This is a genomic window from Vibrio sp. SALL6 (genome assembly GCF_002002385.1).
In the GTDB taxonomy this organism is placed as follows: Bacteria; Pseudomonadota; Gammaproteobacteria; order Enterobacterales; family Vibrionaceae; genus Vibrio; species Vibrio parahaemolyticus.
The window spans coordinates 325,409-348,853 of record NZ_MQVK01000008.1; the positions used below are offsets into that span (position 1 = coordinate 325,409).

Genomic DNA, 23,445 nt, shown 5'->3' on the forward strand with positions numbered 1-23,445 from the left:
AGGAATAATTAGAACAAGTATGGCGATTAAGCGAATTCTGTTTGCAAGTTTACTGGCGACCAGTGTATCTGCAAACGGAGCAGAGAACTTCGTAGTTCAAGATATTGAAATCGATGGATTGCAGCGTGTAGCACTTGGTGCGGCGTTGCTAAAAATGCCTGTACGTGTCGGTGATACCATTGACCAAGGCGATGTTGCAGAGATTATCCGCGCACTGTACGCATCTGGTAACTTCGAAGATGTAAAAGTGCTGCGTGATGGTGGCGTGTTGATGGTTCAAGTGAAAGAGCGTCCAACTATCGCAAGCATCTCATTCTCAGGCAACAAAGCGATCAAGGACGAGCAGCTACAAGAAAACCTGAATGCATCTGGCGTTCGTGAAGGTGAAGCGCTTGACCGTACTACGCTAAGTAACATCGAAAAAGGCTTGGAAGATTTTTACTACAGTGTTGGTAAGTACAACGCAACAGTGAAAGCGGTTGTGACTCCATTGCCACGTAACCGTTCTGACTTGAAATTTGTCTTCACGGAAGGCGTGTCGGCAAAAATTCAGCAAATCAACTTTATCGGTAATGAAGTCTTTTCGGATGAAGAACTTCTTTCTCGTTTCAACTTGAACGTTGATGTGCCTTGGTGGAATTTCCTCGCGGACGAAAAATACCAAAAGCAAGTGCTTGCTGGTGATATCGAAGCGCTGAAGTCATTCTATCTTGACCGCGGCTACCTGAAATTTAACGTTGATTCTACACAAGTTGCGATCTCTCCTGACAAGAAAGGGGTATACATTACTCTTGGCTTGGAAGAGGGCAAAGTGTACACCGTTAAAGATGTAAAATTCCGCGGTGACCTGATTGGTGAAGAAGCGACCTTCGAACGACTCGTTCCATTCGAAGACAATGAAACGTACAACGGTTCTCTTGTGACTTCGATGGAAGAAGGCATCAAGCGTGTGCTTGGTGAATCTGGCTACGCTTACCCTCAAGTAAACACCATCCCTGAATTTGACGATGAAAACAAACAAGTCTCCTTGGTTGTGAATGTTGATCCAGGTAATCGAATTTACGTTCGCGACATTCGTTTTACTGGTAATAACTCAACGAAAGATGAAGTGCTGCGTCGTGAAATGCGCCAAATGGAAGGCAGCTGGCTAAACTCCAAGTCGATTGAAACTGGTAAGACACGTCTTAACCGTCTTGGCTATTTTGAAAACGTAGAAGTACAAACGGTTCGTGTACCAGGTAGTGATGATCAAGTTGATCTGGTTTACTCGGTTAAAGAAGCGAACTCAGGCAGTGTAAACTTTGGTGTTGGCTACGGTACCGAATCGGGCGTCAGCTTCCAAGTTGGTCTGCAACAAGACAACTTCTTAGGTAGCGGTAACCGCGTTGGTATCAACGCTATGATGAACGACTATCAAAAGAACGTGAGCTTAGACTACCGCGACCCATACTGGAACCTTGATGGTGTAAGCTTGGGCGGTAAGATTTTCTACGATGAATTTGAAGCATCGGAAGCGGGTATCGTTGACTATACCAACCAAAGTTATGGTGCAAGTTTGACATGGGGTTTCCCATTTGACGAACTGAACCGTTTTGAATTCGGCGTTGGTTATACCCACAACAAGATCGGTAACTTGTCACCTTACTTGCAGGTAGAGCAATTCTTGCAAGCTCAAGCAGACAATATCGACTCAAGCGGTGCGTTAAACACCAACGACTTTGATTTCAACATCTCTTGGACTCGTAACAACCTGAACCGAGGTTATTTCCCGACAGCGGGTAACCACCAACGTGCATTCTACAAGATGACCGTACCTGGCTCTGACGTTCAATACTTCAAAATGCAGTACGATGTGCGTCAGTACGTGCCTTTGACTAAGAAGCATGAGTTCACGCTCTTGTTCCGTGGTCGCTTAGGTTATGGTAACGGTTACGGTCAGACGGATGGCAACGATAACTTGTTCCCATTCTACGAAAACTATTACGCAGGTGGCTTTACGACACTACGTGGTTTCGGCTCTAACAGCGTAGGTCCGAAAGCGGTTTATCGTGATTACTCTGGCTCGAACAATGGTGCTGATACTGCTACAGACGATTCTGTTGGTGGTAACGCAGTAGCGCTAGCAAGTATCGAGCTGATTGTTCCTACACCATTTGCGTCGGACGAAGTTCGCAACCAAATTCGAACCAGTATTTTCTTCGATATGGCAAGTATTTGGGATACCGAGTTTGACTATCGCGACTCTGGTGCAGAATATGGTGACCGTTACTACTACGATTACTCAGATCCAACCAACTACCGTTCATCTTATGGTGCGGCGTTGCAGTGGATGTCTCCAATGGGGCCTCTAGTCTTCTCACTAGCGAAACCAATTAAGAAATTTGATGGCGATGATGAAGAGTTCTTCACATTCACTATCGGTAGAACTTTCTAAAGAGGAAAATATTTTGAATAAAATGATCAAAGCGGCTGGGATTGGCCTTCTTGTACTGAGCTCTTCAATGTTTGCAAACGCAGCCGAAGCTGCACAGAAAATCGCTTACGTAAACACTGCTCAAGTTTTCCAAGCTCTTCCTCAACGTGAAGTCGTTCTACAAAAAATGCAGAAAGACTTTAAGAGCAAAGCTGATGAGCTGAAATCAATTCAAGCGCAAGCTAAAACCAAGATTGAAAAACTACAACGTGATGGTGAGCTTCTAGGTCAGGAAGAAATTGAGAAATTGCGTATCGACATCGCTAAGCTAGACAGCGAATACAAAGTAAAAGCTCAAGCTCTAGAGAAAGCAAGCGCTCGTCGTGAAGCAGAAGAGAAAGCGAAGCTATTCAAAACAATCCAAGATGCTGTGAAGAAAGTAGCAGACAAAAAAGGTTACGACCTAGTTATTGATATTTCTGCACTGCAATACGGCAAACCAGAATACAATATCTCAGAAGACGTAATTAAAGCTCTAAAATAAGAAGTTATGAAAAAATTGACATTAGCCGAGTTGGCGACAATTACCGGGGGTGAGCTATTTGGTGACGAGTCACTCGTCGTTGGCCGTGTAGCTCCAATGGATAAAGCGCAAGAAGGTGACGTGACTTTCTTGTCTAACCCAAAATACGCAAAGCATCTATCTGAATGTAAAGCAACAGTGGTGATGGTGAAGGCAGAGCATAAGGACCAGTGTGCAGGTAATGCACTCGTCGTTGCTGACCCTTATGTTGCATTCGCTCGTGTTGTTCAGGCTATGGATACCACACCAAAACCTGCTGAAGACATTGCACCGAGTGCAGTGATTGCATCCGATGTGAAGATGGGTGAAAACGTTGCAATTGGTGCAAACGCGGTTATTGAAACGGGGGTTGAACTGGGTGATAACGTTGTTATCGGCGCAGGTTGCTTTATCGGTAAAAACGCGAAGCTGGGGAACAACACCAAGCTTTGGGCTAATGTGACAATTTATCATGAAGTATCATTAGGCGATGACTGTCTGGTTCAATCTGGCACAGTCATTGGCTCTGACGGTTTTGGTTATGCGAACGATAAGGGCGAGTGGATTAAAATTCCTCAGCTTGGTTCTGTGCGCATTGGTAACCGCGTCGAGATTGGTGCATGTACTACGATTGACCGTGGCGCACTTGAAGACACCATTATTGAAGACAATGTGATTCTTGATAACCAACTTCAAATCGCACATAACGTGCAGATCGGATATGGTACCGTGATGCCAGGTGGTACTATTGTCGCCGGCAGTACTAAAATTGGTAAGTACTGTCAGATCGGCGGCGCGTCGGTTCTAAATGGCCACATCACTATCGCAGATGGTGTTGCCATCACCGGTATGGGCATGGTAATGCGCAGTATCGAAGAAAAGGGTCTTTATTCATCAGGTATCCCATTACAGACGAACCGAGAATGGCGCAAGACGGCAACTCGTGTTCACCGTATTGACGAGATGAACAAACGCTTGAAAGCTGTTGAAAAACAGCTGGAGCAGAAAGAAGAATCTTAGTTCCATATTCTGAACAAAGACTCGCGAAATGCGGGTCTTTTTCTTCTATAATGACGCGCTATTAGTAGATTTATTATCAAGCTGGTATACACTTTGCAGGCATTTCCCAGTTTGCGGCCTTTGCCGCTGCCTTGCCATCTTGGTTAAGAGAATTGATATAGGAAGACGACTTTGACTACTGAAAAGAAAACGATGAACATCTCTGAAATTCAAGAGCTACTACCTCATCGCTACCCATTCTTATTGATCGACCGAGTGATTGACTTCCAAGAAGCGAAGTACCTTCACGCAATTAAAAATGTGTCGGTTAACGAACCTCAGTTCACAGGTCACTTTCCTCAACTACCAGTATTCCCAGGTGTGTTGATTCTGGAAGCTATGGCTCAGGCTACTGGCCTACTAGCATTTAAATCATTTGGTGCACCGACAGAAAACGAGTTGTACTACTTTGCGAGTGTAGACGGCGCGAAATTCCGTAAACCTGTGGTTCCTGGTGACCAAATGGTTATTGAAGTTGAATTTCTAAAAGAGCGTCGTGGCATTGCTGCATTTAGCGGTGTAGCAAAAGTTGACGGCGAAGTAGTGTGTTCAGCAGAGCTGAAGTGTGCTCGTCGAGAGTTTTAATATGATTCATGAAACCGCTAAAATCCACCCAGCTGCGGTGGTAGAAGAAGGCGCAAAAATTGGCGCTAACGTGACGGTTGGTCCTTTTACCTACATCACCTCAACGGTGGAGATTGGTGAAGGTACTGAAGTCATGTCTCACGTAGTAATTAAAGGCCATACCAAAATTGGTAAAGATAACCGTATTTTCCCACATGCAGTGATTGGTGAAGAAAACCAAGACAAGAAGTATGGTGGCGAAGATACAACCGTGGTTATCGGTGACCGTAATGTGATTCGCGAAGCGGTTCAGGTTCATCGTGGTACTGTGCAAGACAAAGCGACAACAGTGATTGGCGACGACAACCTACTTTGCGTGAATGCGCACATCGCGCATGACGTCGTAGTAGGCAACCATACTCACATTGGTAACAATGCGATTTTGGGTGGCCATGTAACAGTAGAAGATCACGCTGGTGTAATGGCACTTTCTGCCATTCACCCATTCTGTACGGTAGGCGCTTATGCATACGTTGGTGGTTGTTCTGCGGTTGTTCAGGACGTACCTGCTTACGTACTTGCTCAAGGTAACCATGCTACGCCGTTTGGTTTGAACCTAGTTGGTTTGAAACGTAATGGTTTTGAGAAACCAGAAATTCGAGCACTACAAAAAGCGTACAAAGAAATTTACCGCTCTGGTAAAACGCTAGAAGAAGTGAAACCGATTCTTGCAGAAATGGCACAAGAATGGCCAGCGGTGAAGCGTTTTTCTGACATTCTAGAAACAACGGAACGTGGTATCATTCGTTAATTCGCGAATGAATCAATAAGTGGAAAAGATCGCGCCCAATTAGGGCTGCGGTCTTTTTGTGTTTTATGGATAAGGAATCCCTTATCCATAGTACATAGGGCGAAATCGATATGGAAAAACCATTACGTATTGGCATCATTGCTGGCGAGTTATCTGGTGACACGCTAGGGGAAGGCTTTATCAAGGCAGTGAAAGAACGATACCCGAATGCAGAGTTCGTTGGCATCGGTGGGCCAAAGATGATCGCGCAAGGCTGTGAATCTCTTTTTGATATGGAAGAGTTAGCTGTAATGGGTTTAGTTGAAGTGCTTGGACGATTACCTCGTTTGTTAAAAGTAAAAGCTGAGCTTGTTAAGTACTTCACCCAGAACCCGCCAGATGTTTTTGTCGGTATTGATGCGCCAGATTTTAACTTGCGTCTAGAGTTAGATTTAAAGCAAGCAGGCATTAAAACCGTGCACTACGTGAGCCCTTCAGTATGGGCGTGGCGTCAAAAGCGTATCTTCAAAATCGAGGCTGCGACCAACCTGGTACTGGCTTTTCTACCGTTTGAAAAGGCGTTTTACGATAAATTTAACGTGCCTTGTGAGTTTATCGGCCACACCTTAGCGGATGCTATTCCTTTGCAATCTGAGCAAGCGCCTGCGCGAGATCTGCTAGGACTTGAACAAGACAAAAAATGGTTAGCAGTTTTACCGGGTAGCCGTGGTAGTGAGCTCAAGATGCTCTCTCAACCATTCATTGAGACGTGCAAGCTTCTGCACCAAAAATACCCAGGTTTGGGCTTTGTAGTTGCGCTAGTTAATCAAAAACGTCGAGAGCAATTTGAGCAAGCGTGGAAAGAGCATGCTCCCGAGCTTGATTTCAAATTGGTGGATGATACGGCTCGCAATGTTATTACAGCCTCTGATGCGGTGATGCTAGCATCTGGAACGGTAGCGTTAGAGTGCATGTTGCTTAAGCGTCCTATGGTTGTTGGCTATCGCGTCAATGCCTTTACCGCCTTTCTGGCCAAGCGCCTATTGAAAACTAAGTACGTGTCACTACCCAATATTCTCGCAGATGACGAACTGGTTAAAGAGTATCTTCAAGACGATTGCACACCAGACAACTTGTTCAATGAAGTTTCTCGTTTGCTAGAGAGTGATAATAAGTCAATGCTTGATAAGTTCACCGAAATGCATCATTGGATTCGTAAAGACGCGGATCAACAAGCTGCGAATGCAGTATTGAAATTGATTGAAAAATAGAGAAGTACCATGGTCGCGAAAGCAAAAACGACAAAAGCAAAAGTAGAGCTCCTTCCGTTTGAATACCCTCAAGGTTACCAATTGATCGCCGGAGTCGATGAAGTTGGACGCGGCCCTTTGGTTGGAGATGTCGTCACCGCTGCAGTTATCCTCGATCCCAATAACCCAATCGAAGGCTTGAATGACTCTAAGAAGCTGAGCGAGAAAAAGCGTCTGGCACTGCTTCCTGAAATCAAAGAAAAAGCGCTAGCGTGGGCGGTAGGCCGTTGCTCTCCCGAAGAGATTGATGAACTGAATATTCTGCAAGCTACCATGGTTGCTATGCAACGTGCGATTGCGGGACTGAAGGTACAGCCAGATTTAGTGCTGATCGATGGTAATCGTTGCCCTGAGCTACCGATGGATTCTCAAGCTGTGGTGAAAGGCGATTTAAGAGTGGCTGAAATCAGTGCCGCTTCCATCATTGCTAAAGTTGTGCGCGACCAAGAGATGGAAGAGCTGGATAAACAATATCCGCAATTCGGCTTTGCGAAGCACAAAGGTTATCCAACCAAAGCGCACTTTGAAGCAATTGAGCAACATGGTGTGATAAGCGAGCACCGTAAGAGCTTCAAACCAGTAAAGAAAGCTTTAGGCTTAGATTAATAAATTGGGCGGATTGGTGTTATAAACCCAGCCCCCTTTAGGTTAGAATCCCAAACAAAATAGAGTTACACGGTACCTGTTAATGTCAGATCCCAAGTTCGTCCACCTTCGTATTCACAGCGATTTCTCGATGGTGGATGGTATCAATAAAGTTCCACCGATAGTCAAGAAAGTCGCCGAGCTTGGTATGCCTGCCATGGCTTTGACTGACTTCACCAACTTATGTGGTTTGGTGAAGTTTTATGGCACAGCGCATGGCTCCGGCGTTAAACCGATCATCGGTGCAGATTTCAAAATGCAATCTGATGAATTTGGTGAAGAACTGACCCAGCTGACAGTACTTGCTGCCGACAATGCAGGTTACAAGAACCTCACGTTACTGATTTCCAAAGCGTACTTACGTGGCCACGTTCAGCACCAACCTGTGATTGATAGGGCGTGGCTGGCCGAGATGTCAGAAGGCTTAATCGTTCTATCTGGTGCTAAAAATGGCGATATCGGCAAAGCGCTGCTTAAAGGTAACCGTAAACTGGTTGAAAGCTGTGTAGAGTTTTACAAACAGCATTTCCAGGACCGTTTCTATCTAGAATTGATTCGTACAGGCCGTCCGGATGAAGAGACGTACTTGCATTTTGCCATCGATCTCGCTGAGCAACATGACTTGCCCGTGGTCGCGACAAACGAAGTGGTTTTCCTAAGTGCAGACCTTTTCGATGCGCACGAGATTCGTGTTGCGATTCATGATGGTTACACATTAGAAGATCCACGCCGACCAAAAAATTACAGCCCGCAGCAGTACCTTCGCACTGAAGAGGAAATGTGTGAGCTGTTTGCTGATATTCCAGAAGCGCTAGAAAACAGTGTCGAGATCGCTAAGCGTTGTAACGTGACCGTTCGTTTGGGTGAATACTTCTTGCCAGCCTTCCCAACAGAAGGGATGGAAGAAACTGAATTCTTGGTCATGAAGTCGCGAGAAGGTTTGGAAGAGCGTCTAGAGTTCCTATTCCCTAATGAAGAAGAACGCAAAAAGCGCCGTCCAGAATACGACGAGCGTTTACAAATCGAACTCGACGTAATCAACCAAATGGGGTTCCCAGGCTACTTCTTGATCGTAATGGAGTTCATCCAGTGGTCGAAAGACAACGCGATTCCAGTCGGTCCTGGTCGTGGTTCGGGTGCCGGTTCTTTGGTGGCCTACGCGCTGAAAATCACCGATCTTGATCCGCTTGAATATGACTTGCTCTTCGAACGTTTCTTGAACCCAGAACGTGTATCCATGCCCGATTTCGACGTCGACTTTTGTATGGATAAGCGTGACCAAGTGATTGATCACGTTGCCGAAATGTACGGTCGCGATGCCGTATCTCAGATCATCACATTCGGTACGATGGCGGCGAAAGCGGTAATCCGTGACGTTGGTCGTGTTCTTGGTCACCCATTTGGTTTCGTTGACCGTATTTCGAAACTGGTTCCGCCAGATCCGGGTATGACGCTAGAAAAAGCGTTTAAAGCCGAGCCTGCTCTGCCTGAGCTTTATGAGGCCGATGAAGAAGTTAAAGAACTCATCGATATGTGTCGCCTATTAGAAGGTTGTACACGTAACGCCGGTAAGCACGCGGGTGGTGTTGTAATTTCACCAACCACGATTACAGACTTTGCGCCAATTTATGCGGATGCGGAAGGGCATTTCCCCGTAACTCAGTTTGATAAGAACGACGTAGAAACTGCTGGTCTGGTTAAGTTTGACTTCTTGGGCCTACGTACTCTAACCATTATCGACTGGGCATTAGGGTTGATTAACCCGCGCTTGGAGAAGGAAGGTAAACCTCCTGTTCGTATCGAGTCGATACCTTTGGAAGATCCGGCTTCGTTTCGTTTACTCCAAAACTCAGAGACCACTGCGGTATTCCAGCTTGAATCGCGTGGTATGAAAGAGCTGATCAAACGACTTCAGCCTGACTGTTTTGAAGACATCATCGCATTGGTGGCCTTGTTCCGTCCGGGTCCGTTGCAATCGGGCATGGTAGATAACTTTATCGACCGTAAACATGGCCGAGAAGCGATCTCTTACCCCGATGAAAAGTGGCAACACGAGTCACTAAAAGAAATCCTCGATCCGACGTACGGCATCATTCTGTATCAAGAACAGGTAATGCAGATTGCGCAGGTTTTGTCTGGCTACACCCTTGGTGGTGCGGACATGCTGCGTCGTGCGATGGGTAAGAAAAAGCCGGAAGAAATGGCCAAGCAGCGTGCAACCTTCGAAGAAGGGGCAGTGAAGAACGGTGTTGATGGCGAGTTGGCGATGAAAATCTTCGACTTGGTAGAAAAGTTCGCAGGTTACGGTTTTAACAAATCGCACTCAGCGGCTTACGCACTGGTGTCTTACCAAACGTTGTGGCTTAAAACGCACTATCCAGCTGAATTCATGGCGGCGGTAATGACTGCCGATATGGATAACACCGAAAAAGTAGTTGGTCTGGTGGACGAATGCTTCCGCATGAAACTCACCGTGTTGCCGCCAGACATCAACTCCGGTTTATACCGTTTCAACGTTGATGAAAACGGTGCGATTGTATACGGTATCGGCGCAATCAAAGGTGTGGGTGAAGGCCCTATCGATGCGATACTAGAAGCGCGAAACAAAGGTGGTCACTTTAAAGACCTATTTGATTTCTGTGCTCGTATCGATCTCAAACGTGTTAACAAACGCGTCATCGAAAAGCTGATTTATGCAGGTGCACTTGACCGACTTGGTCCTCATCGAGCGGCGATGATGGCGTCACTGAACGATGCCGTTAAAGCGGCCAGCCAACATCACCAAGCAGAGGCCTTTGGCCAAGGCGATATGTTTGGTGTGTTGACCGATGCACCAGAAGAAGTTGAGAATAAATACACGCAAGTGCCACCATGGCCAGAAAAGGTTTGGCTAGAGGGTGAGCGTGAAACACTCGGTTTATATTTGACCGGGCACCCCATTAACGCGTATTTAAAGGAACTAAACAAATACACCAGTTGTCGACTAAAAGACGCGACCCCAACACGTCGCGATCAATCGGTAACGGTAGCAGGTTTAGTGATTGCTGCGCGAGTGATGACAACCAAGCGAGGTACTCGCATTGGTATCATGACGTTGGACGACCGAAGTGGTCGAATGGAAGTAATGCTGTTCTCCGATGCACTTGATCGGTATGCTGAACTTCTCGAAAAAGACAGAATTTTGGTGGTTTCGGGACAGGTCAGCTTTGATGACTTCAACGGTGGCCTTAAAATGTCGGCGCGTGAAGTTATGGATCTCGGCAGCGCGCGCGAAAAATACGCACGTGGTCTGTCGGTATCAATTGATGCTAACCAGATCAATGATCAATTCTTTGAGCAGTTTAGTCGTATTTTAGAACCGCACAAAGCCGGAACCGTACCCGTCAATGTATACTACCAGCGTGCCGACGCCAGAGCGCGGTTAACATTGGGCACCGAATGGCGAGTAACGCCAAGTGATACATTAATAGACGATTTAAAACAGTTGCTTGGCAAAAGCCAGGTAGAACTCGAATTTAACTAAAAAATTCAGCGCAATATGTCAGACGCTGAGTCAACAAGGATTCATAGATGAGCCTAAACTTTCTTGAATTTGAAAAGCCAATTGCAGAACTAGAAGCGAAAATCGAAGCACTACGTGACGTATCACGTCATGGTGGTGATTCTGCAATTGACCTGGATAAAGAAATCGAACAGCTTGAGAAGAAGAGCCTAGAACTTAAGAAGAAGATCTTCAGCGACTTAGGTGCATGGGAAACGGCTCAACTGGCTCGTCACCCACTACGTCCGTACACGCTTGATTACGTTCAACACGTATTTGAAGAGTTTGACGAACTCGCGGGTGACCGCGCATTCGCAGACGACAAAGCGATTGTCGGTGGTATTGCACGTCTTGAAGGTCGTCCTGTGATGATCATTGGTCACCAAAAAGGCCGTGAGACAAAAGAAAAAGTAAGACGTAACTTTGGCATGCCAAAGCCAGAAGGTTACCGCAAAGCATTACGTTTGATGGAAATGGCTGAGCGTTTCAACATGCCAATCATCACATTCATCGACACAGCTGGCGCATACCCAGGTGTTGGTGCAGAAGAGCGTGGTCAATCTGAAGCTATCGCGAAAAACCTAAAAGTGATGTCTGGTCTTAAAGTTCCAGTAATCTGTAACGTTGTAGGTGAAGGTGGTTCAGGCGGTGCACTAGCTATTGGTGTAGGCGACTACGTGAACATGCTTCAGTACTCTACGTACTCAGTAATTTCTCCAGAAGGTTGTGCTTCAATCCTATGGCGTGATTCTGACAAAGCGCCTCAAGCAGCAGAAGCAATGGGTCTAACTGCTCCTCGCCTTAAAGAACTTGAGCTAATTGATGAGATCATCGAAGAGCCACTAGGTGGCGCGCACCGCGATCACGTTAAAATGGCTGAAAACATGAAAGCGACGCTACTTCGTCAGCTAGAAGATCTTGAGCAGCTAGATGAAGAATCGCTACGTGAACGCCGTTACCAACGTCTAATGAACTACGGTTACTGCTGATATCTCGCGAGATAACGGATAAAATAGAAAGGGTTGGACAATGTCTAACCCTTTTTTGTACCTATCGGATCGCTTATGGAATCGCTTTACCAGCAGTTTTCTCATGTATTGAACACCTATTATCAACCTCAAACGAAGGTCGTTGTCGCGTTTAGTGGTGGTGTGGACTCGCGCTTGTTACTTGAGTTACTTCGCCGTTATCGAGAAGAAAACTCCCTCTCTTGCCACGCGGTTTATGTTCATCATGGTTTGAGTGAAAATGCGGACATTTGGGCCGATAAGTGTCAAGTATGGGCGAAACAAGCAGGTATTTCGTGCTCGGTAGAGCGTGTGAACCTAGATACCAATAGTGGTGAGAGCATTGAATCGCTGGCACGTGAAGCGCGCTATGAAGCTCTGGCTCGTCATATCAATCGTGGCGACTTATTGCTAACAGGTCAGCATGCCGACGACCAAGTCGAAACCTTTTTACTCGCGTTGAAACGTGGAAGTGGACCTAAGGGTTTATCTTCGATGGCAGAAACTATGCCGTTTGCTGGTGGCACATTAGTTCGTCCGCTACTTAACATCAAGCGCGAGCAGATAGAAGCGACGGCGAAGAACATTGGTTTGGAATGGGTAGAAGACGAAAGTAACCAAGACACGCGCTACGATAGAAATTTTTTACGTCATCGTATCGTCCCTGAGTTGTCTGAGCGTTGGCCGAGTATTCATCAAGCGGTGCAACGAAGCGCAAGCTTATGTGCTCAACAAGAAGCGTTATTGGATGAGCTCCTAGGTTCGGTGTTTGCGCGTGCTCTACAGGCGGATTTGAGCTTAAGTATTGATGAGTTAGCTATCCATAGTGAATTAGCTCAAGCGCGTTTGATTCGTATGTGGTTGAGTAAATTGAATGCCAATATGCCGAGTCAAACTCAATTGCGCTTGATTTGGCAAGAAGTGGCATTGGCGCAACAAGATGCCAATCCAAAGCTTAAACTCAAACAAGGAGAGATCCGACGCTTCCAAAACAAATTGTACTGGGTTACGCCTCATGCCGATGTGACGAGTTGGCAAGGCCATATCCAAATCGATGAGCCACTGATTTTACCAGAGAGTCTGGGGACGTTAACGCTTAGTTCGGGTTCTCATCAGCCAAATATTTCGCTGCCATCACACCCCGAGTTATTGAGGGTTACTTTCAATCCCGAAGGTTTGTCGGCACACCCCACAACACGTAGTCGCAGTCGTAAACTGAAAAAGTTATTCCAAGAATACAATGTGCCAAGCTGGTTACGTCGTCAGATCCCGATTTTGATGTACAAAGACCAAGTTGTTGCAGTCGCAGACTTGTTTGTGGATCAAACATTTAGTGGCCAAGACTGTGAACTCATTTGGCGCAAGCCTTTGTAATTCATGTCACAATATCGACCATAACTATCTCAAATAAAAAACGATTAGGTGAAGCAATGAAGAGAGTAATGATCGGTGCAGTGGCTGCACTAACCATATTGAGTGGCCAAGCTCTGGCGGGTGATGCCGCTGCGGGACAAGCTAAAGCTGCAGTATGTGCGGCATGTCATGGCGCAGACGGTAACGCAACGATTCCAGGCTACCCAAATTTGAAAGGGCAAAACGAGCAGTACATCGTGAGCTCAATCAAAGCTTACAAAAACAAAGAACGTAACGGTGGTCTTGCTGCGGTAATGCAGGCTCAAGCGTCGCTGCTTTCTGATGACGATATTGCAAACCTTGCCGCTTACTACTCAAGTTTGAAGTAAGTAAAAAGTGCATTAACACGTCGTTATCTTATTTCTACAAAACCAGAGCATTGCTCTGGTTTTGTTTTATCTCGAGTTAATAAACCTTATTGAGCTCAGGATTTTAGCCGATGAAGCAGAGACAAACATTGAATGTTATGAGACGCTAAACGATAATATGCGCAAACGATTGAAGCTCAAGGGATGAACATGAAAAAGATTGAAGCGATTATCAAGCCATTTAAATTGGATGATGTTCGAGAAGCACTTGCTGAAGTAGGCATCACAGGGATGACGGTTTCTGAAGTGAAAGGTTTTGGTCGTCAGAAAGGCCACACTGAGCTATACCGCGGTGCGGAATACATGGTGGACTTCCTACCGAAAGTGAAACTGGAAATTGTTGTTACTGAAGATGTAGCAGACAAATGCGTAGAAACCATCATCGAAACCGCGCAAACAGGTAAGATTGGCGATGGTAAAATTTTCGTAACGGATGTTGAGCGTGTGGTTCGTATCCGTACTGGTGAAGAAGACGAAGACGCGATTTAAGATTTCACTACAATTGCATTTTTGATTAAGCTAAAAGGGAGCCCAATAAGGCTCCTTTTTTATTTCATGCATTCAGGTACGCTCTCATGTTTAAGCGTTTTGTTCTCTCTTTAGCCTTTCTAATCATGGCTGCGGTAGTGAGTTTTCAAGTCATCTTTACCGTGCCAGAACACCCACAGATCATCACACAAACTGGTTCTGAAATTACCGAAGATATTCGATGTATAGAGTTTAGCGGAGCAAAAGCTCTGGACGATAACGGTGAACTCAACCTTTTAGTTTGGAACATCTACAAGCAAAATCGCGCTAACTGGCAATCTGAGCTGGAGTTGTTCTCGGCAGATAAGCAATTGTTATTGCTGCAAGAAGCCAGCATGACAGACAGTTTTAAACAATGGTTGGTAGATGGCAGCTGGGTCAGCAACCAAGTCAGCGCGTTTAAAGCGTTAGGCAGCGGAGCTGGCGTGATTAGTATTGCTCAAAAGCAGCCAGTTAAAGCATGCGCGTACACGTCAAAAGAACCGTGGTTGCGTTTGCCAAAATCGGCGTTGTACAGCCAGTATCGTTTAAGTAATGGTGAGAGCTTGGCCGTTATCAATGTGCATGCGATCAACTTTACCGTTGGAACGGAAGAATATACTTCGCAACTTTCTGCGCTTGAGACGCTACTTAAACAACACAGCGGGCCAATCGTATTTGCTGGTGATTTTAATAGTTGGAGCGAATATCGGATTACGGCCATGAAGCAGGCCCTGAGGGAAGCAAATTTGAGAGAAGTACAGTTCTCGCCAGATCATCGTACGCAGTTTATTACGGGCTTGCCGCTAGACCATGTGTTCTACCGCGGATTAACGCTGAAAAATGCGAAAGCGCCGCAGAGCGACGCTTCCGATCATAATCCATTACTGGTGTCGTTTACGCTTAACGATTAGCGTTAGTCAGCTTAAGCGATAACGATGTACAACGCCCAAATCACGTAAAACGCGATCCAAGGCAGGCTCGAAATCACCAGAGCCTGTCCGCGTTCAAATTCAGTCCACGTTAATACCACGCCGTAACCTAGAACAATGTACCAAGGCAACAGAAGTGGCAGTGAGCTAGCAAAGTGAGACCATTCGTTGGTGAGTGGCAACTTCAGTAAGCCATTGAGACTGTTGAGATCCGCCGCATAGGTCATTACCTGACCATGTTTCAATAGTAAGCTTGCGTAGCTTGCAATGTCGCCCAATACCGCTGGAAACAAAATGGCGCACGATGCCGCAAACCATTTCCAATAACCGTATTGTTGTTTACTTGCTTTAGTCGCAAGGAAGAACCAAAACGCAAGCAACAAAAGCGTCGCAAAGCGATTGAACACGTCATTAATGATCGCACTTGCCATCAACGTGTTTGGTTCCAATAGCTCAATCTGCTGTGGGTCGATTTGTTGGAACTGTACAGTGAGTTGGTCACTTAACCACGTAAAATCAACGTTCGAAAAGTACGCGCCCCAAAATAGGAATGGGCTTAGCATCAAAAAGATGAAAGGTTGCCATCCCCAACCACCACGCTGATAAAGCGCAAGAAAACAAGAGGTTGGAGAACGGAATATATCCAACAACATTACGAGTGGGTTATTTGACGGGTTCATACACTTACCTTAGTTACATCTACGTACAGCTTAAGTTTTTGACCCGGTTTTAGGTACTTCTGCTTATGCAGCGAGTTCCATTTTACGATGTCGTTGCTCTTCACCTTGAATTTGCTTGCGATGCCACTGATGGTGTCGCCAGAGCGAACGTTGTAGAACACGGTACGAATCACGGCGCCTTGGTCTGATTTTTTCCAAATCACCAGCTTTTGACCGACGCGCAGGGTATCTTTTGGTCCCATGCCGTTCCATTTTGCTAGCGATTTGTGTGAAACCTTGTTGTCACGAGCGATAGACCACAAACTTTCACCCGATTGCACAACGTGTGACAGTTTCAGCTGGCCACGAGCTTGCGATTGCGTTTTGTTCAAACGGTTTTGCGCTGTAAGTGCGTACTTTGAATCGTCTTTGGTTGACGTCGGAATAAGTAAGTACTGACCAATGCGAATGTTGTTGTTCGACAGGCCGTTAGCACGACGAATCACTTTTGAGGTCGTACCGTATTTCTTTGCCAACATACTCAACGAGTCGCCAGATTTGACTTTGTAACGCGCGACTTTCATGCCTTTACCGCGATTGCTCTCAACTTGAGTTAAGAACGCATCCTTCTTCTCCACAGGAATAAGAAGCTGATGAGGCCCTTCTGGTGCGGTGGACCATTGGTTGTAGGCAGGGTTGTAGCTTTGCAGCTCTTTTACCCCGATGCCCGCGTAATCAGCAGCGATAGCGAGATCCAGTTGTTCTTTCGGATCGACTAACGTCAGCACTGGTTTGTTTGGGATAGATGGAATGTCGATACCGTACTTTTCTTGGTTTGCCACCACGTCCGCAAGAGCGAGAAGTTTTGGCACGTAGCTACTGGTCTCTTTTGGCAGATCTAAAGAGAAAAAGTCGACAGGTTTACCCAATTTTTTGTTCTTACGGATAGCGCTAGATACACGACCGCCGCCACTATTGTAGGCTGCGATTGCGTGTTCCCAGTTTCCGTCAAAACGTTCATTTAATTGAACAAGATAATCCAATGCAGCATCGGTAGAGGCAGCGACATCGCGACGCCCGTCATACCAGTAGTTTTGTTCAAGCCCCATCATTTTCCCGGTGCCTGGCACAAACTGCCACAAACCTGCTGCGCTACCGTGCGAGTAGGCGAAAGCGTCAAATGAGCTTTCCACAACCGGTAGAAGAGCAAGCTCCATTGGCAATCCACGTTCTTCGATACGTTGCGTGATCATGTAAAGAAATGGCGCTGCACGTTTAGATACCGTGTACAGGTGGTTTGGGTGTTTCAAATACCACGTACGGTAATAATCCACTTTCTTGTTGTTTGGGATGTCCATTTCAAGCTGCATAGCAATACGTTGCCACACATCTTCTTGTTCCTGAGGGGAGAGAACTTTTGGCGTATCCTTGGCAGAATCTTTCGCCAAAGATTGTTTGTTTTTAGATTTAGTCTTAGTGGCATTCTGTTTAGCAGTTTGCTCTGACTTGTTGGTTTCTGGAGTTGGAGTAGTGGACGAATTTGGCTGAGTCAATTGACAGCCAGATAATAACAACACCAACGCCCAGCTATACTTCAAACGCATGGGTTCAGCCTATTTAGGGCCTTTTTATCTTCTCCTGCCTGTCGCGCAGCCTAAGTTGCGTGGCAGTCGTGAGATAATAGACATCTTTTAACACTAACTAATATTCAATAGAGGCGGAGAGCTTCTAAAATTATGCATGGGAGCGACATTCAAGTTGATTTATATCGACCCCAAACGTAAGAGAAGCGCCAGTGGCGCTTCCCAAAAAATCAGCCCCTGATAATACTGGGGTCTTGCAAACTTACAAGCAGAAAATGGTTAAAATTCGTTCTTCCACTCACGCAAAGCAGTAAAAACCGAGCATGGATCGCTATTTTTAATGCGGTTCGCGACAGACTTAACAACGTCTGGATTGGTGGTACGCAAGAATGGATTAATCCACTTTTCTTTTCGCAGCGTTGTAGGAAGGGTAGGAATGTTTAGTGCACGAAGTCGGTTCACATCGTCTCGGTATTGACGTAGTTGCTCGTTATCAGGTTCCACTGCCAGCGCAAAGGCAACGTTACTCGCTGTATATTCATGCGCGCAGAACACTTGTGTTTCTTCTGGAAGCGCTGCAATTTTGCTCAGGGACTCAAACATCTGCTCTGGTGTACCCTCGAAAATACGACCGCAACCAGCAGAAAATAGCACGTCACCACAGAATAGCTTGCTATCGCCTACATACCCTATATGACCGAGCGTGTGCCCCGGCAAACCGAGCACCAAGAAGATTTCGCCGAACAGCTCAAGCTTATCGCCTTCTTCCATAGGAGTTGTTAAGGTCGGAATTGGCTCCGCTTTCGGGCCGACAACGGTGACGTGAGGAAATGCACGAACTAAATCTGGAACACCGCCAATGTGATCGTTGTGGTGGTGTGTAACTAAGATCGCTTCTAAAGTTAATTCGTTAGCCTGCAAATAATCTAATACTGGCTGTGCATCGCCTGGATCGACCACGGCGCAACGCTTGTCGCTATTTTGTATCAGCCAGATGTAATTATCATTAAATGCGGGTATGCTTTTGATCTCTAACACGATTCGTTCTCCGTCACCCTTTTTAAGTCAGGTGGTTAATGAAACCAGCACTCAGCAACAAAACTTTACCGCACCCATCGACTTGGTCAGCGATGAACAATGGGCCTTGGGTGCTTGAGTCAATCCAGACCCGACTTGATGAATGGTGTCCGAAATTGTTCGGCTACCATATGCTCAAACTGGGCGGGTTGAGCTGTGAGCTAACCAGCTGTAATTGTAACATTCAACACCAAGTCAACGTAGATATCCAGAACCCGTTACACAATGTTATCGCAGATGGTTACGAATTGCCCTTTTTGGAAAAAAGCTTTGATGTCGTGATACTTGCCCATCAGCTTGATTATGCAAGTGATCCACATCGTCTGCTGCGAGAAGTCGACAGAGTGATGATGGATGATGGCTGCTTGATCATTACGGGTTTTAACCCAATTAGCTTTACTGGTTTAGCGAGTTTGTTCCCATGGCGTAAAAATAACTTGCCGTGGAGTGGACGAATGTTTACTTCGAGCCGAATCAATGACTGGTTGGGGTTACTCAATTACCAAGTAATTCATTGTGATCGTTATGCGCTGTTTCCTATGACACGTTATCGCACCATGTGGACTTGGTTAGAAAACAGCTTGGGGGATTGGGCTTCTCCGGCGGGGAGCTTGTACTATATCGTCGCTCGTAAACGAACGTACCCTCTCAAGCCAATCAAACCACATTGGCGTCTAAAGAAAAAACTGACGCCGCTTGGCGTGATGAACCGAGAGGGATTTGGTGTGAAGAGAGTGTCGAGCCAGCGCTACTAGCGTATTAAGATGGCTGGTAGCCTGTATCTTCTTCTGTTGGGTTTTCTGCTGCTGTGCGGGCGAGTTCATCACAGATTTCGTTTTCTCTGTGTCCAGCATGGCCTTTAACCCAATGCCAATCCACTTGGTGGCGTGCCGTTTCTTTATCCAGTGCTTGCCATAAATCGGCGTTCTTCACGGGCTTTTTATCTGCGGTTTTCCAGCCGCGTTTTTTCCAGTTGTGAATCCACTGCGTGATCCCTTGGCGCACGTACTGACTGTCGGTCGTCAGCGTGACACGGCACGGCTCTTTCAGTGTTTGCAGGGCGACAACTGCGGCTAACATTTCCATGCGATTGTTGGTGGTGAGGGTGTAGCCTTTGGAGAGCGTCTTTTCTACGTCTTTGTAGCGTAAGACGATGCCGTAGCCACCAGGGCCTGGATTTCCTAAACAAGATCCGTCTGTGAAAATCTCAACGTGTTTGGTCATATTTTTGGTACTATTAGCCGAAACATTTAATAAAGCATAGTCTGACATACATAACCTTATGAATACCAGCAGCAATTCTGAACATAATCGCATTGTCGTTCTCGATACCGAAACCACAGGTATGAACCAAGAAGGTGGTCCGCACTACTTAGGTCACCGCATCATCGAAATCGGTGCCGTGGAGATCATCAACCGTAAGCTGACTGGTCGTCATTTCCATGTGTACATTAAGCCCGATCGTGAAATTCAACCTGAGGCGATACAAGTACACGGTATTACCGATGAATTCTTGATAGATAAACCGGAATACGCGAGTGTCCACCAAGAGTTTCTTGATTTTATCAAAGGCGCAGAACTGGTTGCGCATAACGCGCCCTTCGATACTGGCTTCATGGATTATGAGTTTGAAAAACTCGATCCAACAATTGGTAAAACCGACGATTACTGCAAGGTGACGGATACGCTTGCCATGGCGAAGAAAATCTTCCCGGGCAAGCGCAACAACCTCGACGTATTATGTGAACGTTACGGCATTGATAACTCGCACCGTACACTCCACGGGGCATTGCTCGATGCGGAGATTCTAGCCGACGTTTACCTACTGATGACTGGTGGGCAAACGAGTCTAGAATTTAACGCCAACAAACAAGAAGGCGGGGTAGAAACCATTCGCCGCATTGAAGGAAGAAAAGCACTAAAGGTTTTGCGTGCAACTGCCGATGAATTAGAAGCGCACCAGAAAAGATTAGAACTGGTAAACGACTGTATTTGGCACCAATAGGAGAAGCTATGTTGAGGGCTTTGTCGGTCGCTATTTTAGCGATCTGGAGTTGTTTCGCATTTGCCGCGAGCGAGTCCGCCATGTCTTTGTTGGATAACCGTTTTCGTGTCGACCCGACCATCGAACAGATTACTTTTCTGGTTTATCGTGAACAAAGTTCTCAACCTGTTGTGTTAGTTCGTCCAGATGGTAAAAAATATTACGCGTGGGGCTCTTACGACAACGTTCGTTGGTATCAAGAACCATCACTCGACATCATTTCAGTCGACAACCCAATGCCCGGCCCTTGGCAAGCTGTGGGGAAAGTAACCCCAAAAAACAACATCCGCTTAATTTCACATCTCAAGCTCAGTACCGACGTATTCCCTAACCGTCTCTATAACGGAGAAGCGCTCAAGTTCACCGCGCGTTTAACTTCAGACGATAAGCCACTTGTCCTGCGAGACTTTCTCGACCGTGTCAACTTGCGAGTCACCTTCACTAAGTTTGTCGAAAATGAAGACGAACTGATAAAAGAAGCACGTCCAGTGCCGATGATCATTGGCGAATTTTCTGATGATGGTCGCGGTCTGGATGAACAAGCGGGCGATGGTGTATTCACCGTTCAATTACCTATCGAAGTGGAACCGGGCAAGTACCGCGCACGAATCACTTCTGGAAACGGCGTATTTTTGCGTGCGCAAGAACAGGTGATTTTGGTGTACCCAAACCCAGTCTCACGTACGTTTATTCAATCTCGTAGCCCAGAGAAACCACACCAGCTGGTGGTTAGCGGTGAGCAAGGTATGATTGCTCCCGGCTCTATCGCGGTAAACGTCGAGCAAAATGCACCTGATGGCTTCATTACCTACAGCCAAGGGCAAGTGTCACAGGATGGTATGAAAACCACCTTGAACTTGGATAACGATCCTGAACTAGGCAAGTACTCATGGCGCGGAGAAATCTTTGCAACGGATTTCGCAACCCAGCGTGCACTGGTGTTTCCTATTCAAGAACAAACCTTCAGTGTCGTTGATGAAGTGGATTTAGAAGCCGCCCGCATCGCCAAAGAAGCAGAGCTGGCCGAGCAACGCCGTATTGAGATGGAAAAACGCATCATTGCAGAGCGCGAAGCAGAGCGTAAACGCAGCATGATCATCATTGCGGTCGGCAACGTAGTGATGCTTTTGATTGCTATTGTGGCTTGGATTGTGTGGCGCAAGTTAAAAGCGAAACGACAAGCCATGCCTGAAATGCAATTGGAAGTGCCAAAGAAATAAGGCAGAAGAGTTAGAGAAAGAACGGAGCCCATCGGCTCCGTTTTTTTTTCCTAGGTTTTTTTCCATGAATGCTAGGGATCTTCTGTTTGTCCAAATAAGTAAATGTGAGAACTAACTATTTGATTTTTAATTGAAGCGTGCCGATAAAGCTCGCATTATAGACTCTTAGTATTAGTCTGTTCGTACAAGCTATAAGGAGAGAGCTTTGAAAATGGAAAAGTTAAATCTAGATCATTTGCCTTTACAGAAGGCATTGGTGGAGTCGGCATACAACGCCTTTGTCAATGAAGAGAATGTTATTGCCGCGGTATTGCTAGGTTCATTGTCTTCAGGAAAGGGAGACCGAGTATCGGATGCGGATGTTGTTGCTTTCACCAAAAACAATTTCCATAAAAATGCTGAGCCTTGTTTTGCTCAGTTTGAAGCTGACAGAGAGATCTTCTATCGCTTAGAAGGTGATCATAATGAGATGGCACACTTCAAAAAATATATCTTCAACGATCTAACTAGTGCTGAGATTCATTGCTTAGATTTGAGTGAACCTTTTAAGCTTTCTAAGCCCTTCATAATCCTATTCGATAAAGATGAATTTATTAATGAACTGGTTACCAACGAACCGGCACCCAAGCATGAAGATTTTCCTGTTTATACTATTGGCGACCAAGGTCTGATTTGGGAATTGTTTGACTGTATAAAATGGCTTAGCCGCGATAATAATGAATTAGCCAAAAGCTATTTAAAGAAACTCGCAGACAAACTATAGACTCGGTATTTCAAATCAAAAGAAGCGAGGTGCTTAAGAGGCCTCTATGACGTACAAAAAACGTCGGAAGTACAAGTGTCATCTTCATTCAGAAGATCAGGTTGAAAGCGGTATTTATCTTGGTGTGCCTTTTGAAAGTCCCTATCTTAGCTTAAGTGAACAAGGCTTATTGACGATTAAGAAAGGTTATTCGTGGGATGGTGTAAGTGGTCCTGCAACTGATACCAGAAGAAATCTCATTCTGGCGTCTTTAGTGCATGACGAACTTTATCAACTTATGAGAGAAGAATTGCCGCCTCAAAGTAACCGAGCATAAGCGGATGGGCTATTGCGGACGATCTGTCTTGAAGAATGCAGTTCTCCTTGTGTGCGAATTATATCTATTACGGAGCCAAAATTTTTGGTGGCTGCTTCTCAAAGCCGGATGTTTTATCTGCCTGAGAGGATTCCTTTTTATTTTTATGTATGTTTATTTATACAGTGTTGTTATGTATGCTTCGTTGGTAATTAAAGGAGTAGTACGCAATGACAATAAAATACGAAGAGTTCGTTCCAAGCCCAGAAGAATACTGTGAGATGCGTGTCAAAGCAGGTTTGTCTCCAAAGTCTCTGCAAGCGGCGGAAATTGGCTTACCCAACTCTCTTTACGGAGTGTCCATCCGAGATGAGGGGGCTCTTATAGCAATGGGCCGGGTTGTTGGTGACGGGGCGTGTAACTTCGAAATTGTCGACGTTGCCGTTGACCCTGATTATCAAGGTAACGGATTAGGTAGAAAAGTCATGGAATACATCGACGGTTATCTTTCTTCTGTTGCACTTGAAGGCTCTTACGTTTCTATGATTGCTGACGAGCCATTCTTTTATGAGAATCTTGGTTACAAGCTAGTGGCTCCTAAAAGCCAAGGAATGACGAAAAAATTTAAACCGCAAGCATAAAGCCGAGCCGATTAAACAGATAAAATGAACAATAAAAAACAGGAGAAGATGC

General features: G+C 45.8%; 23 protein-coding genes. 19 read left to right on the top strand and 4 right to left on the bottom strand.

The genetic code is table 11. The features are described 5' to 3' along the window. Positions 1 to 19: 19 nt before the first annotated feature. From bamA to BIW15_RS05890, 13 genes are all read left to right on the top strand, one after another. Entirely contained in the window at positions 20 to 2,434 is a 2,415-nt protein-coding gene (gene bamA, locus BIW15_RS05830) for an outer membrane protein assembly factor BamA (protein WP_077280677.1), read from the top strand. 13 nt (positions 2,435 to 2,447) lie between these two features. Beyond that, entirely contained in the window at positions 2,448 to 2,957 is a 510-nt protein-coding gene (locus BIW15_RS05835) for an OmpH family outer membrane protein (protein WP_005456715.1), read from the top strand. Positions 2,958 to 2,963: 6 nt separating this feature from the next. Then, a complete protein-coding gene (gene lpxD, locus BIW15_RS05840; protein ID WP_015297139.1) occupies positions 2,964 to 3,995 on the top strand; it encodes a UDP-3-O-(3-hydroxymyristoyl)glucosamine N-acyltransferase in 1,032 nt (343 codons plus the stop codon). Positions 3,996 to 4,166: 171 nt separating this feature from the next. Next, positions 4,167 to 4,619 (top strand): 3-hydroxyacyl-ACP dehydratase FabZ, encoded by a 453-nt coding sequence (fabZ, locus tag BIW15_RS05845; RefSeq protein ID WP_005456699.1) that lies wholly within the window; start codon positions 4,167 to 4,169, stop codon positions 4,617 to 4,619. Between the two features lies 1 nt (position 4,620). After that, positions 4,621 to 5,409 (top strand): acyl-ACP--UDP-N-acetylglucosamine O-acyltransferase, encoded by a 789-nt coding sequence (gene lpxA, locus BIW15_RS05850; RefSeq protein ID WP_005456706.1) that lies wholly within the window; start codon positions 4,621 to 4,623, stop codon positions 5,407 to 5,409. A 110-nt stretch (positions 5,410 to 5,519) separates the two neighbouring features. Then, positions 5,520 to 6,659 (top strand): lipid-A-disaccharide synthase, encoded by a 1,140-nt coding sequence (gene lpxB, locus BIW15_RS05855; RefSeq protein WP_025524355.1) that lies wholly within the window; start codon positions 5,520 to 5,522, stop codon positions 6,657 to 6,659. A gap of 9 nt (positions 6,660 to 6,668) precedes the next feature. Further along, a complete protein-coding gene (gene rnhB / locus BIW15_RS05860; protein ID WP_005487228.1) occupies positions 6,669 to 7,304 on the top strand; it encodes a ribonuclease HII in 636 nt (211 codons plus the stop codon). 82 nt (positions 7,305 to 7,386) lie between these two features. Next, on the top strand, positions 7,387 to 10,866 hold the full coding sequence (gene dnaE, locus BIW15_RS05865) for a DNA polymerase III subunit alpha (protein WP_005480973.1): 3,480 nt from the start codon (positions 7,387 to 7,389) through the stop codon (positions 10,864 to 10,866). A gap of 47 nt (positions 10,867 to 10,913) precedes the next feature. Further along, positions 10,914 to 11,873 carry an acetyl-CoA carboxylase carboxyl transferase subunit alpha gene (accA, locus tag BIW15_RS05870; protein ID WP_005480969.1) on the top strand — a complete coding sequence of 320 codons (960 nt, stop codon included), beginning with the start codon at positions 10,914 to 10,916 and terminating at the stop codon, positions 11,871 to 11,873. Between the two features lie 75 nt (positions 11,874 to 11,948). Then, a complete protein-coding gene (gene tilS, locus BIW15_RS05875) occupies positions 11,949 to 13,265 on the top strand; it encodes a tRNA lysidine(34) synthetase TilS (protein ID WP_021449923.1) in 1,317 nt (438 codons plus the stop codon). 56 nt (positions 13,266 to 13,321) lie between these two features. Continuing rightward, positions 13,322 to 13,633: a cytochrome c gene (locus tag BIW15_RS05880; protein ID WP_077280678.1), complete on the top strand. Its 312-nt coding sequence runs from the start codon at positions 13,322 to 13,324 to the stop codon at positions 13,631 to 13,633. A 189-nt stretch (positions 13,634 to 13,822) separates the two neighbouring features. Beyond that, positions 13,823 to 14,161, top strand: coding sequence for a nitrogen regulatory protein P-II (glnB, locus tag BIW15_RS05885; protein ID WP_005436810.1), 339 nt, complete (start codon positions 13,823 to 13,825; stop codon positions 14,159 to 14,161). An 86-nt stretch (positions 14,162 to 14,247) separates the two neighbouring features. Next, a complete protein-coding gene (locus BIW15_RS05890; protein ID WP_021486826.1) occupies positions 14,248 to 15,093 on the top strand; it encodes an endonuclease/exonuclease/phosphatase family protein in 846 nt (281 codons plus the stop codon). Positions 15,094 to 15,104: 11 nt separating this feature from the next. Here the strand turns inward: BIW15_RS05890 and BIW15_RS05895 are convergent, their stop codons facing one another. From BIW15_RS05895 to gloB, 3 genes are all read right to left on the bottom strand, one after another. Beyond that, positions 15,105 to 15,791, bottom strand: a complete 687-nt coding sequence (locus BIW15_RS05895; RefSeq protein ID WP_075984161.1) for a YIP1 family protein — start codon at positions 15,789 to 15,791, stop codon at positions 15,105 to 15,107. Then, complete coding sequence (locus tag BIW15_RS05900) at positions 15,788 to 17,374, bottom strand: LysM peptidoglycan-binding domain-containing protein (RefSeq protein ID WP_020838643.1); 1,587 nt, start codon at positions 17,372 to 17,374, stop codon at positions 15,788 to 15,790. The genes BIW15_RS05895 and BIW15_RS05900 overlap by 4 nt, the downstream gene beginning before the upstream one ends. 258 nt (positions 17,375 to 17,632) lie before the next feature. Continuing rightward, complete coding sequence (gloB, locus tag BIW15_RS05905) at positions 17,633 to 18,391, bottom strand: hydroxyacylglutathione hydrolase (RefSeq protein WP_005456739.1); 759 nt, start codon at positions 18,389 to 18,391, stop codon at positions 17,633 to 17,635. Between the two features lie 38 nt (positions 18,392 to 18,429). Here gloB and BIW15_RS05910 point away from each other — a divergent pair, with 38 nt between their 5' ends. Then, the gene (locus BIW15_RS05910; RefSeq protein WP_005481108.1) at positions 18,430 to 19,185 is read left to right on the top strand and encodes a class I SAM-dependent methyltransferase; all 756 of its coding nucleotides are present in this window, start codon (positions 18,430 to 18,432) and stop codon (positions 19,183 to 19,185) included. Positions 19,186 to 19,189: 4 nt separating this feature from the next. Here BIW15_RS05910 and rnhA read toward each other — a convergent pair whose 3' ends face one another. Beyond that, positions 19,190 to 19,654 (bottom strand): ribonuclease HI, encoded by a 465-nt coding sequence (gene rnhA / locus BIW15_RS05915; protein WP_005484436.1) that lies wholly within the window; start codon positions 19,652 to 19,654, stop codon positions 19,190 to 19,192. Positions 19,655 to 19,712: 58 nt separating this feature from the next. Here rnhA and dnaQ point away from each other — a divergent pair, with 58 nt between their 5' ends. From dnaQ to BIW15_RS05940, 5 genes are all read left to right on the top strand, one after another. Next, positions 19,713 to 20,435: a DNA polymerase III subunit epsilon gene (gene dnaQ / locus BIW15_RS05920; RefSeq protein ID WP_025788949.1), complete on the top strand. Its 723-nt coding sequence runs from the start codon at positions 19,713 to 19,715 to the stop codon at positions 20,433 to 20,435. An 8-nt stretch (positions 20,436 to 20,443) separates the two neighbouring features. Then, on the top strand, positions 20,444 to 21,694 hold the full coding sequence (locus BIW15_RS05925; protein WP_015297131.1) for a TIGR03503 family protein: 1,251 nt from the start codon (positions 20,444 to 20,446) through the stop codon (positions 21,692 to 21,694). A gap of 211 nt (positions 21,695 to 21,905) precedes the next feature. Beyond that, entirely contained in the window at positions 21,906 to 22,457 is a 552-nt protein-coding gene (locus tag BIW15_RS05930; protein ID WP_042765537.1) for a hypothetical protein, read from the top strand. Positions 22,458 to 22,503: 46 nt separating this feature from the next. Next, a complete protein-coding gene (locus tag BIW15_RS05935) occupies positions 22,504 to 22,773 on the top strand; it encodes a hypothetical protein (RefSeq protein ID WP_238986442.1) in 270 nt (89 codons plus the stop codon). Between the two features lie 209 nt (positions 22,774 to 22,982). Next, positions 22,983 to 23,393, top strand: a complete 411-nt coding sequence (locus tag BIW15_RS05940; protein WP_021485203.1) for a GNAT family N-acetyltransferase — start codon at positions 22,983 to 22,985, stop codon at positions 23,391 to 23,393. Positions 23,394 to 23,445 lie beyond the last annotated feature (52 nt).